At 60.0% G+C, this 14,629-nt stretch carries 6 protein-coding genes and 8 pseudogenes; 7 read left to right on the forward strand and 7 right to left on the reverse strand.

Annotated features, from left to right (window positions below; all coding sequences use genetic code 11):
* Positions 1–96: 96 nt before the first annotated feature.
* Both IVB54_RS33095 and IVB54_RS33100 read right to left on the reverse strand, forming a co-directional pair.
* Positions 97–315: pseudogene (locus IVB54_RS33095) on the reverse strand (DUF2274 domain-containing protein).
* Positions 316–342: 27 nt separating this feature from the next.
* Complete coding sequence (locus IVB54_RS33100; protein WP_346658862.1) at positions 343–567, reverse strand: TrbI/VirB10 family protein; 225 nt, start codon at positions 565–567, stop codon at positions 343–345.
* Between the two features lie 81 nt (positions 568–648).
* Between IVB54_RS33100 and IVB54_RS33105 the strand changes: the two genes are divergently transcribed.
* Complete coding sequence (locus tag IVB54_RS33105) at positions 649–816, forward strand: hypothetical protein (RefSeq protein ID WP_247777574.1); 168 nt, start codon at positions 649–651, stop codon at positions 814–816.
* A 78-nt stretch (positions 817–894) separates the two neighbouring features.
* On the opposite strand, the gene IVB54_RS33110 is transcribed toward IVB54_RS33105, so the two are convergent.
* Positions 895–2,700, reverse strand: coding sequence for an ABC transporter ATP-binding protein (locus IVB54_RS33110; RefSeq protein WP_247776798.1), 1,806 nt, complete (start codon positions 2,698–2,700; stop codon positions 895–897).
* Positions 2,701–3,686: 986 nt separating this feature from the next.
* Here IVB54_RS33110 and IVB54_RS33115 point away from each other — a divergent pair.
* Positions 3,687–3,964: pseudogene (locus tag IVB54_RS33115) on the forward strand (ATP-binding protein); the annotation flags it as partial.
* 290 nt (positions 3,965–4,254) lie between these two features.
* Positions 4,255–5,372, forward strand: a pseudogene (locus tag IVB54_RS33120) (IS630 family transposase).
* Between the two features lie 616 nt (positions 5,373–5,988).
* Here IVB54_RS33120 and IVB54_RS33125 read toward each other — a convergent pair.
* Positions 5,989–7,557: pseudogene (locus tag IVB54_RS33125) on the reverse strand (IS66 family transposase).
* Positions 7,558–7,641: 84 nt separating this feature from the next.
* Between IVB54_RS33125 and IVB54_RS33130 the strand changes: the two are divergent.
* A pseudogene (locus IVB54_RS33130) lies at positions 7,642–8,136 on the forward strand (transposase); the annotation flags it as partial.
* Here IVB54_RS33130 and IVB54_RS33135 read toward each other — a convergent pair.
* Positions 8,111–8,877 (reverse strand): IS5 family transposase gene (locus tag IVB54_RS33135; RefSeq protein WP_247776799.1). Its coding sequence is split into 2 segments (ribosomal slippage): positions 8,111–8,541 and positions 8,541–8,877, totalling 768 coding nucleotides; the frame shifts between segments, so codons are not numbered across the junction. The pseudogene IVB54_RS33130 and the gene IVB54_RS33135 sit on opposite strands and share 26 nt — an antisense overlap.
* 114 nt (positions 8,878–8,991) lie before the next feature.
* Between IVB54_RS33135 and IVB54_RS33140 the strand changes: the two genes are divergently transcribed.
* Both IVB54_RS33140 and IVB54_RS33145 read left to right on the forward strand, forming a co-directional pair.
* Positions 8,992–10,212, forward strand: coding sequence for an IS701 family transposase (locus IVB54_RS33140; RefSeq protein ID WP_247285483.1), 1,221 nt, complete (start codon positions 8,992–8,994; stop codon positions 10,210–10,212).
* 535 nt (positions 10,213–10,747) lie between these two features.
* A pseudogene (locus IVB54_RS33145) lies at positions 10,748–10,963 on the forward strand (transposase); the annotation flags it as partial.
* A 130-nt stretch (positions 10,964–11,093) separates the two neighbouring features.
* On the opposite strand, the pseudogene IVB54_RS33150 reads toward IVB54_RS33145, so the two are convergent.
* Both IVB54_RS33150 and IVB54_RS33160 read right to left on the reverse strand, forming a co-directional pair.
* A pseudogene (locus IVB54_RS33150) lies at positions 11,094–11,960 on the reverse strand (IS110 family transposase).
* Between the two features lie 466 nt (positions 11,961–12,426).
* Positions 12,427–12,680: pseudogene (locus tag IVB54_RS33160) on the reverse strand (transposase); the annotation flags it as partial.
* A gap of 987 nt (positions 12,681–13,667) precedes the next feature.
* Here IVB54_RS33160 and IVB54_RS33165 point away from each other — a divergent pair.
* Positions 13,668–14,579 (forward strand): TauD/TfdA family dioxygenase, encoded by a 912-nt coding sequence (locus IVB54_RS33165; protein ID WP_247776801.1) that lies wholly within the window; start codon positions 13,668–13,670, stop codon positions 14,577–14,579.
* Positions 14,580–14,629: the final 50 nt, after the last annotated feature.

The following is a 14,629-nucleotide window of genomic DNA, read 5'->3' on the forward strand; positions in this document are numbered from 1 at the left end:
TTTGGCGTTGCCGTTTTCAAACATCATAGCGGGGGTGTGCGTCCAACCCGCGCCGGCTCGGTGTGCCGCCGCCTTCCTAGAAATGCTCTCCGAGCGCTATCCTTCACCTCCGCTCGGACGCTGAGGCACTCGTCGCGCTTTTCGGAAAGTTCTGCCTGCTGCGATGAACCGAGCCAGCATGGGGGCGATCACTCTCGCGAGATCCGTGATGGGCTGTCCCGTCTCCCGCGCCAGGATTCCGGCGCAGGCGATGAGACCCCGGTGGATGCCGGCGGGAAGTTCGTGCGTGACCTTGACGGGCTACTCGTCGTCGATTGCACCGAGTTTAAGCTTTTGCCATTCTCATCCGCTGTAAAGCCCGAGCACCAGGTCACGATTGACGATCACCCGCACCCGAAAACACGGATGAATCATCAATGTTGGTCGGATGTTGAGATTGCGGCGAACCATTTGCTGGCCGGTTTGGTTGATCGAATCGCCTGCTCCGAGTCGCAGGGCCGCAATGACGTCGCTGTTCGTACTACCACAGTCGGCACCTGAATTCGCCTCGGTGCCAACTGCGCGCAGGCCCTAAAGCGCTGCCGTCCCCAAGCTCCTTCCAGTGGCTGTCGACCTCGTCCTCGAGACCGGAATAGCCCGCCGCGTCCGATGGCGCCGAACGACCTAGTGCTCGACTTCCTATCGGATCAGCTCACCGATGGTCGCCACTTCCGTATGCTCACCGTGGTCGACGACTGCCCCCGCGAGTGCCTGGCGCTGTTCGCGATCTGCATCCCTGTCAACGTCGCGATTATGTTTGAGCTTCAGCCGGGTTGAGTTTCTCCTGGTTGTGCGCCTCCCTTTGCTGAACATTCAATTCTTTCGCGGCTCAAAGATGAAGTCTACCTGCCATCCCTATTCGCTAACCTGCTGTAGAGTTCCGAACTCAGTCGCTTGGCTCTCCAACAGCAGCCGATAGATACCGCCGGACCGCCTAGTCAAAGCAACATGCGTGCCCTGTTCGGCGATGACGCCGCCATCAAACACTAGGATGCGGTCGAGGCTGCGCACCGTCGACAGGCGATGTGCGATCACAATCGCGGTGCGGCCCTTCATCAGCCGCTCCATCGCTTCTTGGATGAGGGCCTCCGATTCTGAGTCGAGACTTGAAGTTGCCTCATCCAGGATGAGCACCGGCGCATTCGCAAGAAACGCGCGCGCCAGCGCAACGCGCTGCCGCTCACCGCCTGAGAGCTTGACGCCACGCTCACCGACCAGCGTGCTGTAGCCCCTGCGCAGCCGGAGGATGAACTCGTGCGCATTCGCAAGCCGCGCCGCCCGCTCGACCGCTTCCATGCCGGCTCCGGGCCTGCCATAGGCGATGTTCTCGGCAAGTGAGCGATGGAACAGGATCGGCTCCTGCTGCACGACCGCTACCTGGCTGCGGAGCGAGTGCTGCGTGGCCAGCGCAATGTCCTGACCATCGACCAGAATGCGGCCGCCCGAGACGTCATAAAGCCGCTGAATGAGCTTGACGAAGGTCGTTTTGCCGGAGCCGGAGCGGCCGACCAAACCAACCCGCTCGCCGGCGCTTATCTCAACTGATAGCTTATCATAGAGCGGCACCCCCTCGCCGCCATACCGGAAACTGACATTGTCGAATACGATCTCACCGCCATTAATGGCGATCGGCCTTGCATCTGGCACATCGCCAATCCCGATCGGCTCGTCATAGATTGCGACCAATTCCTCCATGTCGTCGACCGAGCGCTGGAGATTGTTGATGTATATGCCGACCTCGCGCAAATACGCGTGAATAACGTAGTAACTGGTCAGCACATAGGTGACGTCGCCCGGCGAGGCGCGGCCCGCCGTCCACAGCAGCAGCGCCCCGCCGATCACAGACACCCGCAGGCACAACAGCAGCGAGTACTGAGACATGGCGGCGTAGTTGTAGCACAGCCAGGTTCGTCGGAGCCGCACGCGCCAACGGTTGATGATCCGGGCGAACCGAACATCCTCGCGCGCTTCCGCGCCGAAAGATTTTACCACCGCGTTGCAAGTTAGGGCATCGGCCAGCGTGCCGCCGATCTTGGTGTCCCAGGCGTTGGAGACGCGCGCGGCAGGCGCGATATAGCGGATCGAAAATGTCATCGTCACCGCGACATAGAGAGCCGTACCAATCGCGATCACGCCCCCCAGCGCAGACCAATGCAGCCAGAGCAGGATCATCGAACCGACCAGTACCGTCAGAGACGGCAACAAGGACATGAGGATGGTAGTGTTGAGCAAGTCGAGGGCCCACATGCCGCGCGTGATCTTCCGCACGCTCGATCCGGCAAAAGAGTTAGCGTGCCAATCGGTTGAGAACCGCTGGACACGTATGAACGCCTCGCGTGCCACATCTGACATCGTCTTGAGTGTGAATGTAACGATTGCCCCCAAACCTACGAGGCGCAAGATCATCGAGAACAGGCCGAGCACGACGATGCCGCCGAAGGCAGCCAGGGCCGCACGTCGTGCGGCCTCGTTGTAAGGGCCTGACGTCAATGCATCCACAAGCTGGCCGGAGTAAACCGGCATGAACAGGTCGGCCGCCGTTGCGCCAAGGAACCCAACCAGCACGAGGGCGGCGCGGTAGGGCTGGAGCAGCCATTGGCGGAAAACGAACGGGAGCACCGCACGCATTGCGATAGGACGTTTGTCAGCTAGATGGGTCATGCCGCAACCCGGCCCCGCTCCGGATGCAAATCGAGCCCATCTGAATTGAACCCCGGATCGCGCCGGCGCGATTGAGCACGGGCATTCCGTCGGCTTTCCGTGGTCAGGCGAAGCACTCGAGGGCCGCTTGGAACTCGCTCCATAAATTTCCGCGGAAGCGTGGCGGCCTCCTGCAAAGGGAAACGCCTCACCTCACGCACCATTAGACGCCCTGAAGAATTCATTCATTGCAGCATTCTGCTCGAGAAAGCCCTCTCCTTCGAAAGATCACAGTCGTCTCAAAGCAGGCCTCGCAAGCAATCATGTCTAGTCCGGTTCGTGAGGCGTTCGCGCATGGGAGCGATCGGCGAGCACAAGATGGTACATCAAGAAGATAGTGACCGCGTTTCATGACTATACGGCCATGAGACAACGCACCGGCCAGGTGTAACGTGATCAGATTTATGTTCGATCTCGAACACACGAGGGCGCTCATGCAGTGCCAGTGTCAATCGTCGCAATCAATTGCCAAGGCTGGTAGTTGACAAGGCGGTAGGTGTACCGAGCCAATGTGTGGGTAGCCGATTGCGCAGAAGGACCGGGTCGATAGGTCTCCTCGCACAAGACATTTGCTTCCTGCGAATAGGTGTCGAGCTCCAGCGCGATAGAGATCGAGCAACTGAGCCCTCTGCAGTACTAAGAACAGCTCACAAGCGACATATTTTAGATGTCCAAAGGCGAGCTGCTGCCGGTACGGGGCGACTATGTTGCTGTGCTAGCACCAGACGTCTGCCGCCCACTTGAGCCGTGTAAGAAGAAGCGAACGCGATTTGGCAGCGCGCGACGTTGTCGGGCCCCGGGGACGCGCACCTGTTTTTCTTAAATCCATTTAAGTGGTGCCGCTAACAGTGTTAGGTGGCGCAGGCGTCAATGGCGCCGGCTGTTGATCGGCATAGTGATAGTATAACCGGTTCCAGTGGGCGGCAGATCATCATAGCCAGTTACGCCTGCCCAGCGTCAAGGCGATCTGGCCGACGCTTGCCGCGCAGTCGGACAAGGAATGTTGGCCCGCCGCGCGCTTCCTTGCTGCGCTTGCTGAGTACGAAGTGGTTGACCGCGCCCGCCGTCGGATCGAGCGGCACGTGGCCGAGGCGCATCTGCCCGCGGGCAAGACGCTCGCCTCCTTCGACTTCGACAGCGTGCCAATGCTATACAAGGCACAGGTGTGGCACTCGCCGCAGGCGATGTCTGGCTCGAGACCGGCGTCAATCTGCTGCTGTTCGGTCGTTCCGAGTCAGATTCATCCTGCCCATCTCGCTACCCCCTTAGAGTTGAAGCTCTTGTTGACCCGGATCGCCAGACGAAGGCCGCCGGAACCGCCGCCCATGCGCGGCGCGCTTGAATGGACTGCAAACTTGAAAAATTCGAGCCCCTTCTCGTTCTTCGCTCCTGACATCCGGGACTCGGTGCAGAACACTCTCTAGTGTCCTGACTCACAATTTCGCAATCGTAGATTCGCATTAGATTTGCGTCGCCGTGCCAAGGATTGAGGCAGCAGCAGCGACGGAGGATCTGATGGCGGTTCAGCAACTTGCCTCCCTGACATTGAGCGGTGAAGAGCGTGCCGAACTGAGGTCGCTGACGATGCGGCGGAAGACGGCGCAGGGGCTGGCTCTGAAAGCCCGGATCGTGCTGACCTGCGCGGAAGGCGGTCAGAACAAAGGAAGTGGCGGCCAAGCTGGCCCTGGACCGATCGACGGTAGGCAAGTGGCGGCGGCGTTTTGTGGAGCGGCGCGTGGACGGGCTGCATGACGAGCCGCGCTCCGGGGCGCCACGTACGGTTGACGATGCCCGCATCGAAGCCGTGATCGTGAGGAGTTGGAGAGTCGCCCCGAGAACGCCACCCATTGGAGTTCCCGCGACATGGCGAAGGCCAGCGGCCTGTCGGTATCGACGGTGCAACGCATCTGGCGGGCCTTCGGGCTCCAGCCGCACCGGATGGAGACGTTCAAGCTCTCGACCGATCCAAACTTCGTGGCCAAAGTGCGCGACGTTGTGGGCCTCTACGTCTCGCCACCCGAGCACGCCATTATTCTATGTGTGGATGAGGAATCGCAATCCAGGCGCTGGACCGCAGTCAGCCGATGCTGCCGATGCGTCCCGGCCAGCCGGCCCGAAGAAGCCATGACTATACGAGGCACGGCACCACATCGCTGTTCGCCGCCCTCGACATTGCGAGCGGACGGATCATCGGCAAGTGCTACGGACGCCACCGTGCTGCTGAGTACCGCAAGTTCCTCGACGAGATCGAGGCTGTCGTGCCGCGTGAACTCGACGTCCATCTCGTCATGGACAACTACGCCACGCACAAGACCCCCTTGATCCGAAAATGGCTGGCTAAACGGCCGCGCTGGCACGTGCATCTGACCCCGACGAGTTCGTCATGGCTCAACCAGGTCGAGCGCTTCTTCGCGCTCCTCACCGACAAGAAGATCAGGCGCGGCATCTATCGCAGCGTCGCCGCTCTCATGGCTGACATCACTTCGTTCATCGACCGACACAACGCCGATCCAAAACCGTTCCGATGGACTAAGTTCGCCGATGACATCCTTGCTTCCATCGAACGCTTCTGCCGATACAATGCCCCGGCAAAACACAACCCAATGTCGCGAACTTCTGGTTCAGGACACTAGCCAAAAATGCTCCAGTTTGCCGGCCTCAGGTCTAACGGATGGAAAGATGAGGCGAGCAAGGTCTTCGGAACAGATGGGAGATTCAGTGCGCAGGGGCGCGTGCCGCATAAGTCATGCTGACCAACTGACGAGCGAACAAAGTCCGCGAGACGATGCAGGCTTTGAGACCGAGCGGACGCAGAAGTCCTCGAGGACTTGATGCGCGGCAGCGACGGAGTGCGAGCAGCGCGTCCGCGCGCTTTGGCTGCCGATGCGTTTGAGGTGAACAGGCTTGACCGATTCCCGTTCTCACCACCTGCGCGATCCCGCGGGCATCGTTCCGGTCGGTCTCCACCTGCATGCCATAGTGCCGCCTTAAGCTAGCGAGTTCCCAAACTGATGGCCGGCAGCGCCAGTTCGATTAGGCTTGCAGTCAGCCCCTTTTGAGGTCAATCCTGCCTCCAGGCCCATCCGGTCAAGTTGACCAGGCGATTGTTCGAGGTACTGCACAATCGATCGCGCGTCCGCCCCGTCGTTTCCGGTCTCGTCCACCGCACATGTGGCAACGGACTTCAGGGAACATCGAGACCGACGCAGATCATGATTTTTCCTCCTTGGATGAAATCGCACACGATCGTTAGTCAAAAACGTGCCGCGCGGCGTCTTCGATTCTGCTATGCGGATGGCCGTCGATGATGGCCTCGAGTGTTTCGGCGATGTAGGCGGCCGGGTTGATGTCGTTGAGCTTGCAGGTGGCGACGAGCGACGCAAGCAAGGCCAAATTTTCAGCCCCGACCTCATGCCCGGCGAAGAGAGCATTTTTTCTGGCCAGGCAGACTGGCCGGATGGCGTTCTCGACCGGGTTCGTGTCGAGCTCGAGGCGCCCGTCTTCGAGGAAGCGGGTCTGCCCCTGCCAGTGATTGAGCGCGTAGCGGATGTCCTCGGCGAGCGTCGAACCGCTGGAGATCATCGACAGCTGTTTCTCGAACCAAGTCTTTAACGCGGCGATTATGGGCAGCGAGTGCTCCCTGCGCGCAGCCAGCCGGATGTCCGGCGATGAGCCGCGCACCATGGCTTCGATGGCGTAAAGCTGTGCGATGTGCCGAACGGCGGCCTCGGCGATCGGCGATTTGCTGTTACGGGCCAATTTGACGAAGCGTCGGCGCAAATGGCTCCAGCAATGCACGAGCGTCCACGGCCCTTGCGGTCGAGCGACTTCGGTCAGCCGGTCATAACCGTCATAGGCGTCGCATTGCAGGAAGTGTCCGCAAAAGCCATCCAGGAACTGCTCCGCAAAGGCACCGCTGCGACCGGGGGCATATCGGAACAGCACGATCGGCGGACTTGGGCCGCTGTGGCCGCGGTCGTCGGAGACGATCGCCCAGAAGTACCCGTTCTTCGTGTGGCCTCGCCCGGCATCGAGCACCGGCGCCGTGGTTTCGTCCATGAACAGACGATCCGCCATGGCTAGGCGCTGGCGCATGTGGTCCGCGATAGGCTAAAGATGGAAGCAGCCGCGGCCGGACCAGTTGCCCAGTGTCGCCCGATCAAGTCGGATGCCCTGACGCGCATAGATCTCGGCTTGGCGGTAAAACGGCGTATGGTCGCCAAACTTGGAGACGATCACGTGCGCAATCGCCGCTTCGGCCGGCAGCCCGCTGAGCACCACGTGCTCCGGTGCGTGCGCCTGCACGACAGGGCCCGAGCAATGGCGACAGGCGTATTTCGGGCGGCGCGTGACCAACACCCGCCATTGCGCCGGGATCACGTCGAGGCGTTTGCTGACGTCCTCGCCGATCTTCGTCATGGCACCGGGACCGCACGGACAGAGCGTGCTCGCAGGCTCGATGATCCGTTCCACCCGCGGCAAATGGGCAGGCAAGCAGCCGCGATTGCGATGAGAACCTTGATCCGGCACGCTCCGCGATCGGCCCTTGATCACAGCCTCGGCTCTCTCCTGCGCCGCGTCCAGGATGCCTTGCGCGATCTCCACGTCTTCCAACGGTAAGTGATACTGATCTGGCCGCAGCTTCTCGGACTTCGCGCCAAACTTGTCGCGTCGCAATTCGCCGAGGATGACCTCCAGCCGACGCCGCGCTTCTTCCGACGCCGCGAGCGCCCCCTGATGCTCGCTTAAGGCCGCCTGCGTTTGCGCCAAAAGCGCTTTCAATTGTTCATTTTCGTCGCGCAGCGCCGCGATGCTCATGCGCTATTTCGAGCACATCGCCGCCGCGCGTGCCACATTCAAAATAGCTTCCGAGTCATTCTGCCGCAGTTATCCAGCCGCCTGGAGACCCGCGCCGGCGCGGTCGAGCTGCGGATTCCAAAGCTGCGCAAGGGCTCCTACTTCCCGGGCTTCCTGGAGCCGCGCCGCATCGCCGAGAAGGCGCTCACCGCCGTGGTGCAGGAAGCCTACGTGCAGGGCGTCTCGACCCGTTCGGTGGACGATCTGGTGCAGGCCATGGGCATGACTGGCATCTCCAAGAGCCAGGTCAGCCGGCTGTGCGGCGAGATCGACGACAAGGTGAAGGCCTTCCTCGCCCGTCCGATCGAGGGCGACTGGCCGTATTTGTGGATCGACGCCACCTATGTGAAGGTGCGCCAGAATGGCCGCATCGTGTCAGTGGCGGTGATTGTTGCGGTTGGCGTCAACAGCGACGGCCGGCGCGAGGTTCTGGGCATGGACGTCGGGCCCTCCGAGGCCGAGACGTTCTGGACGGCGTTCCTGCGCAAGCTCGCCCGCCGCGGCCTGCGCGGTGTCAAGCTGGTCGTCTCAGATGCCCACCGAGAGCGGCGAGGTGGACGGCGGCCAAGAAGTTTCTGGCAAGTTTGTCGTAGCGAGTAGCAACACGCCTGAAATCCTTGAGCCGGCAGAAACAGCGCTCGATAACGTTGCGCCCTTTATAGAGGCGCTTGCTGAAGCTGTGGAGGGTTACCCGGTTGGATTTGTTTGGAATGACGGGTTTCGCGCCGCGATTGACGATTTCGGCGCGAAAGCCGTCGCCATCGTAGCCTTTGTCCCCAATGAGGGAAGACATGGGCGGCGCGAGCTTCAAAAGGGCCGGCCCTGCGGCAATGTCTGCGGCTTGTCCCGGAGTGAGATGAAATGCGCAAGGTTTGCAATCAGGGTCGCTCAGCGCGTGGATTTTCGTGGTCCGCCCACCGCGCGAGCGGCCGATCGCCTGTTCACACTCCCCCCTTTTCCGCCGCTCGCCGAGCGATGCGCTTTGATCGAGGTGGAGTCGATCGACAAAGCCACTCGGTCCTTGCCGCAGCGGGCGAGCGCTTCAAAGATCGCCTGCCAATGTCCGCGCTTAGCCCAGCGATTGAACCGATTGTAGATCGTCGTGTAAGGGCCATAGTCGGACGGGCAATCGCGCCAGCGTGCGCCGCACTGGAGCATGTGAATGATACCGCTGATAATGCGTCGATCGTCTTCGCGCGCCGGGCCGGTCTGGTTTGTTGGCAGATGCGGCTCTATCTGAGCCCACTGCTTGTCGTTGAGCCAGAACAGTCCTTTGCGCATCGAAGTCCCCCGTGCCGAATCAACTTGGCACGAGGGAATCAGAACTCGCTAATTAGGTACAGACCCTAACATTACAGTTGCTTTTGTTGCGGGCTTCTGAATCCATGGGCAACCATGATTCGAATGTCGTGGGCGCGGGCCGCGTCGGTTGAGGCGACGCTTGCGTTGTGGGCGGCGTCGCTTCGAGAGATCAAGCAACGGATACGTCCGTTGTTCACGCAAGAGCGTGTTGCGACGAATGCAGGTCTGTTCCTGGAAGGTCTGCTCGGAGATGAGCAGCGCAAGACCGGTTGGATGCGCGCGGAGGCGGCTGGCGATCCCGGCCCATGGCGGCAGCAGGCGATTCTGGGTCGTGGAGACTGGGACGCTGATGCCCTGCGCGATATCGTGCACGACTATGTCATCGAGCATTTGGCGGATGACGATGCGGTGCTCGTGATCGACGAGACCGGTTTTCTCAAACAGGGCAAAGCGTCATGCGGAGTGGCGCGGCAATACACTGGTTCGGCAGGAAAGATCACGAACTGCCAGATCGGCGTCTTCGCTGCCTACGTTTCGCGTCATGGCCATGCGTTCATCGATCGCGCGTTGTATCTTCCGAAGGAATGGACCGACGATCCAGATCGTCTGGAAGCCACATATGTGCCTGCCGATGTCGGCTTTGCGACCAAACCAAAGCTTGCGACGAGAATGATCGCACGCGCGATAGCCGGGTCTGTACCATTCAAGTGGGTTGCCGGTGATACCGTCTACGGTGTTGGCAACATCGAACAGCAACTACGTCGGGCAGGCAAAGGCTACGTGCTTGGGGTCAGCAGCGCTCATGTGTTTCGATCCTGGGGCAAGCGACCGCCGGTCGCCGGTACGGCTGCAGACCTCGCCCGGACGCGGCGCTCATCCGACTGGAAGCGCCTGTCGGCGGGAGCCGGAACCAAAGGACCGCGGCTGCACGATTGGTGTTATCTCGAATTGGCGGATCTCGAGGCCGAGCAGTCCAACAGTGCAAATGACGGTTTGTGGACACGCGGTCTACTGATCCGTCGTCGCATTGCCGATGATGACCTCGCCTTCTTCACCACCTGGTGCCCAGCGGGAACAGCCATTGAAACGCTGGTCGCGGTCGAAGGCCATCGATGGGCGATCGAGGACAGCTTTGAAACGGCGAAAAACGAGTTCGGGCTCGATCACAACGAGAGCAGATCCTGGCATGGCTGGCACCGTCATGTGTCCTTGGTGATGCTCGCCTTCGCCATGATGGCCGCGATCCGACATCGCGCTAATCCGCCACCGCCCAAAAAAACGAAACGGCGCCCCCCGGCAAAAGCCAAAACATAACCACCCCACCACTGATCCGTTGGTCAATCCAGGAAATCCGCCGCATTGCTATCAGACTTGCGCGGAAGCGGATTCAACCCGCACACATCATCGCATGGTCCTTCTGGCGCAGAGCTCACCAGGCTGCCGCTCAACGCGCCCACTTCAAATCAAAAAAGCAACTGTAATGCTAAATCCCTCCAACGCAGTCCGCGTCATATCAATGCGGCCCGCATGTCGGAGCCTGCCATCCTCCCAAATCACCACCTCCCCGAAAGTTCGGTGGATGTCGATGCCAATCACCCGTCGCATTCGCACCTCCTGCCAATCAGACCACATGACGGGAGCTACGGGCGACACGACAACTACGGATTCGCGCTCTCAGCGCAACCGGGCGAGTCGCAGAGGCGGCCAGCTACTAACTCGAGCTCGCGGCTCATCGAATGCATGCCCGCACCTTTGTGCTCCCGGTGCCTCTGTCCCGATGGTCGCACCATACGCTACGATCTTGAAAATCGCAGCGGAACATCGGCACCGAGAAACTCTCATACCGGTTACCAACCCGATCGAACGCCTCAACGGCGAGATCAAGCGGCGGACCGAGGTGGTCGGCATCTTCCCCAACGAAGATGCCATCGTTCGCCTGATCGGCGCGATCCTGCTCGAACAGAACGATGAGTGGGCCGTGCAGCGTGCCCGCTACATGACACTGGAAACCATCGCGCCGTTGAGCGATGATCCGAGCGTCAGCATCACGGCTATCGCCAGCTGACCAGCCCGGCTCCAGCCGGCGAACGCGGTGACCCGCCGCCAGCTACACCACGCCACGGGACATGATCCAATTTATCGGCGAGCGCCACCGATACGACCTTGACCGGCCGTCTTTGCAGCATGGTCCGAATCTAAAGCGGGACTTTCAAGCCTCGTTTAGTCAGCTTGATGATGGAGGTCGCACCAACGATCAAGAGCGTCCCTAGGTGCCGATTTCCACGCTTTGATATCGCCCCGAGCCTTTCTTCCCCGCCGCTCGACTGCGGCCCTCGGTGTTAGCCCGTCCAAGCCGCAAAATCTCGTGCAGTCGCAAAATCGCGAGGATCCAAGATCGACGTCCGAACGGTAGCAGCGATGAGAGGGCCGACGCCCGAAATGCTCATCAGGCGCCTGGCATCGGGGTCCTGTCTGACGCCAGCCAAAATCTCTCTGTCGAGCTTCTCTATGCGGGTTGTAAGCAGCTCGATCTGTTCAGCGAACTGGATCAGGGCAAAGCGGCGGACGCCGGGGACCGTATTGTTTTTTTCGTCCCGGAGAAGCACCAGGAGTTTTGCGATGCTTGCCATGCCTTTTCGGGCGATAATGCCCAATTGGGTCATATGAACACGCAGGGCATTTGCGGTCTGGCTGCGCTGCCTCATCAGCATCTCTCGCGTTCGCAAAATCATGCTGGCTGCTTGTTGTTCGGCAGTCGTCACCGGTACGAATCGCATTGTCGGGCGGGTGACCGCCTCACAAATGGCTTCAGCATCCGCCACGTCGGTCTTGTTTCGTTTGACGTAAGGCTTCACGTTGGCTGGCGGCATCATGTGGACAGAGTGGCCCAGTGCCGCAATCTCGCGCGCCCAGTGATGGGCACTCGCACAGGCCTCCATGCCTACCAAGCAAGTTGGAAGGCTCCGAAAGAAGGGCAGAACCTGGGATCGCCGCAATGTGCGACGGACCCAGACTTTCCCGTTTTCGGCGATGCCGTGAACTTGAAAGATCGACTTGGCCAATCCAAACCCACCGTGATAATCTTCTCCATGGAACGGTCCTTTCTTTGGGGCGCCTCTCTACGCGACCACGTTAGGCACTTTTGATGCCGGTTCGAAGGGCCGTTCCACACTATCACTTTTGATGAAGTTGAAGCGCCGGCTCGCGTTGGTTTCACAAAGGAAGCAACATGATGCAGCGTGCCCTGCGACCGTCGGCCCTGATCCCTCCTGGGTTTGAGGTGGAGAGCGCCCTCTGTGATGGCGCCACGACCGTGATCACCGTGTCCGTCCCACGAGCGACAAGAGTCTCTGTCCCGGATGCAGAGCCAGTTCTGGGCGGATTCATAGCCGATATCAGCGATGCCTCACCGATCTGCCGCTGGCGGGGCGACCGGTTCGCCTGATAGTCGTGGCGCGCCGCTTCGGCTGCGTTACTGTTAAGTGCGGTCGACGTATTTTCACCGAGCGTTTCAATGACGGCGCTCCGGTAGCCGCCACCGCGGTCGCGCGCGACCACAGCAATTTGCGCTGGCCCACGAGCCAAGCCTGCGCAGTGGCTGGCTCTCTGTCGGGTAACAGAGTGATCGGTCGTCGCCGCTCGAGGTCGCAGATGATTGTTCCGTACCGCTGATTGCGCCGCCAGGCCGAGTCGTCGATACCGATCACGCTCGGCGCAGCAAAAGGCAGACACCTGCGCCTTCGAACCACCCGAAGTAACGTATCGTTGCTCACGGGCAGCCTCTCCGTCGACATCCAGGGCCCCTTCGCAAAGCCGAAAGGGTTGACCATACGGCAGCCAGAAGAGGCCTCGTCACCCGGGCGACATCCCGGAATGGTGGGCGACGTCATTCTCGGATGGATGGGCGACTGCTGGGCGAAATCATCTCGGAATTGTGGGCGATATCGACCGGAATCCGTAGTACTTTACTCCAATCCTCCTTTTGAGTTGGCGCGATGATGAATTTTCATCTCAGCAAAGCAAATCACAATTCAGGTTGCATCACGACGGTCTTGCATTTTGGGAAGGCCATCCCGCAAAACGGGTTATATAGCCCGTGTTAAACCACCGCGGGAACTGCTAACGGCCAGATGGCATCGATCTCTCGCTTCACGAGCTGCTCCCTACGTGACAGGCGGATGAAACAGGCGCGCACATTGAACAATTGAATATCTCAAGAACCCAACGCTAAGATCATCGTGGACCAATAACAAAACTTAAGGTAGGGCACAGAGTGCGCGAAGGTGCCGATTTGGTGAGGCCGCATGTTGTCGATTTCATCCTAATTGCCTCGATTGTACCCGTTGTGCACGTGCATGAAATCATTTGCCCGAACATCTCGAAGCCTGGCTCGCGGACAAAATGAACATTTCTCATCGTCGAAAAGAAAGCTGGTTTCGTTTCATGGACTAGACATCGATTGATCGTATGATTGAGATGTAGGAGCGAGGTAATTCGTTATGCTGCAGGTCGATTCCGGGAGCGTTGTCGAGCATTTTCCCCGTCCGATCGGAGCCGAGGCAAGAGTGGCCCTGATCGCGACAGAGCAGGTTGCATGATGGTCGTGATGCATAGCCGACCGCCCGGCTTGGCTCTTTGTGGCAACTGCTGGAGCGCGTTGTGGCCGAGTAGGGCCCGTCACCAAACGGCCTTCCTTCGCCTCCGCCATGAGTCACGCGACCAAGTATCGCGCAGCTTTGTTTAGGGATCACGATAGTGAGAGCATGATCATGAGCAATCTGATGACCACGGATAATGTCATTCCGCGAGCGGACATCGTCAAGTCCTCGGCCCGGCTTGGTGCCGAGATCAGGAACATCAGGCTATCCGACGACTTGTCCGAAGAGGTCATCTGCGCCGTTAGCCAGTTGCTCCTCGAGCACAAAGTCATATTCTTCCGCGATCAGGGACATCTCGATGACGCCGAACAACAGCGCTTTGCCGTCCGGCTGGGCTCGCTTACATCGGGTACGAAAAAGCGTTCATCGACCCCGGACATGGCATCGCGCCGCGACAGCGATCACGCCAGTCAGGTGCACATGGACGTCGCATTCGGTGACGCATGTCCGAAAATCTCGGTACTGCGCGGCGTCGTGATCCCTCCTGATGGCGATGACATTGTTTGGTCCAGCCCTGCGGCCGCATATCTCGATCTCCCCGAGCCGCTGCGGATGCTGGCTGACAACCTGTGGGCGGTGCACTGCAGCGTCTATGATTGCACAGCGACTAGGCACGCCATCAACACGCACACGCAGCAATTCAATGATGTCTTCACAGGAACAATTTGCGAAACCGCCAGTCCGGTTGTTCGTGTCCATCCCGAAACGGGCGAGCGTTTGCTCGTGCTCGGGCATTCAGTGCAGAACTTCGTTGGCCTGGGAAAATATGTCAGCCAGAAGCTGTTCGACCTGCTTCAATCCTACCTCACCGCACGAGAAAATAGCGTGAGCTGGAGATGGAAAGCGGGCGACGTTGTAATCTGGGACAACCGAGCGACCGAGCGCTACGCCATCAAGGACTCCAGCGGTCGGTATCGCGTGGAAAAGCGGATCGGCACCGATCGAGACATGCCGCTCAGTGCGGTTGGCCCTCGCGGCGCGACCGGCACCAAGTCAAAGCCGCAGGCTGCCAAGGCGGCCTAGAGCGTCCACTGATCTTGTCCACCGCGACAGACGCAAGCCGTTCGAAGTGT

The sequence above is a fragment of the Bradyrhizobium sp. CW1 genome (assembly GCF_023100665.1).
Lineage (GTDB): Bacteria > Pseudomonadota > Alphaproteobacteria > Rhizobiales > Xanthobacteraceae > Bradyrhizobium > Bradyrhizobium canariense_D.

Excerpts from the sequence above, each read along its gene's own strand:
- IVB54_RS33105 (WP_247777574.1), top strand. The coding sequence starts at position 649 with ATGGCGCCGAACGACCTAGTGCTCGACTTCCTATCGGATCAGCTCACC.
- IVB54_RS33110 (WP_247776798.1), bottom strand. The coding sequence starts at position 2,700 with ATGACCCATCTAGCTGACAAACGTCCTATCGCAATGCGTGCGGTGCTC.
- IVB54_RS33140 (WP_247285483.1), top strand. The coding sequence starts at position 8,992 with ATGATTCGAATGTCGTGGGCGCGGGCCGCGTCGGTTGAGGCGACGCTT.
- IVB54_RS33165 (WP_247776801.1), top strand. The coding sequence starts at position 13,668 with ATGAGCAATCTGATGACCACGGATAATGTCATTCCGCGAGCGGACATC.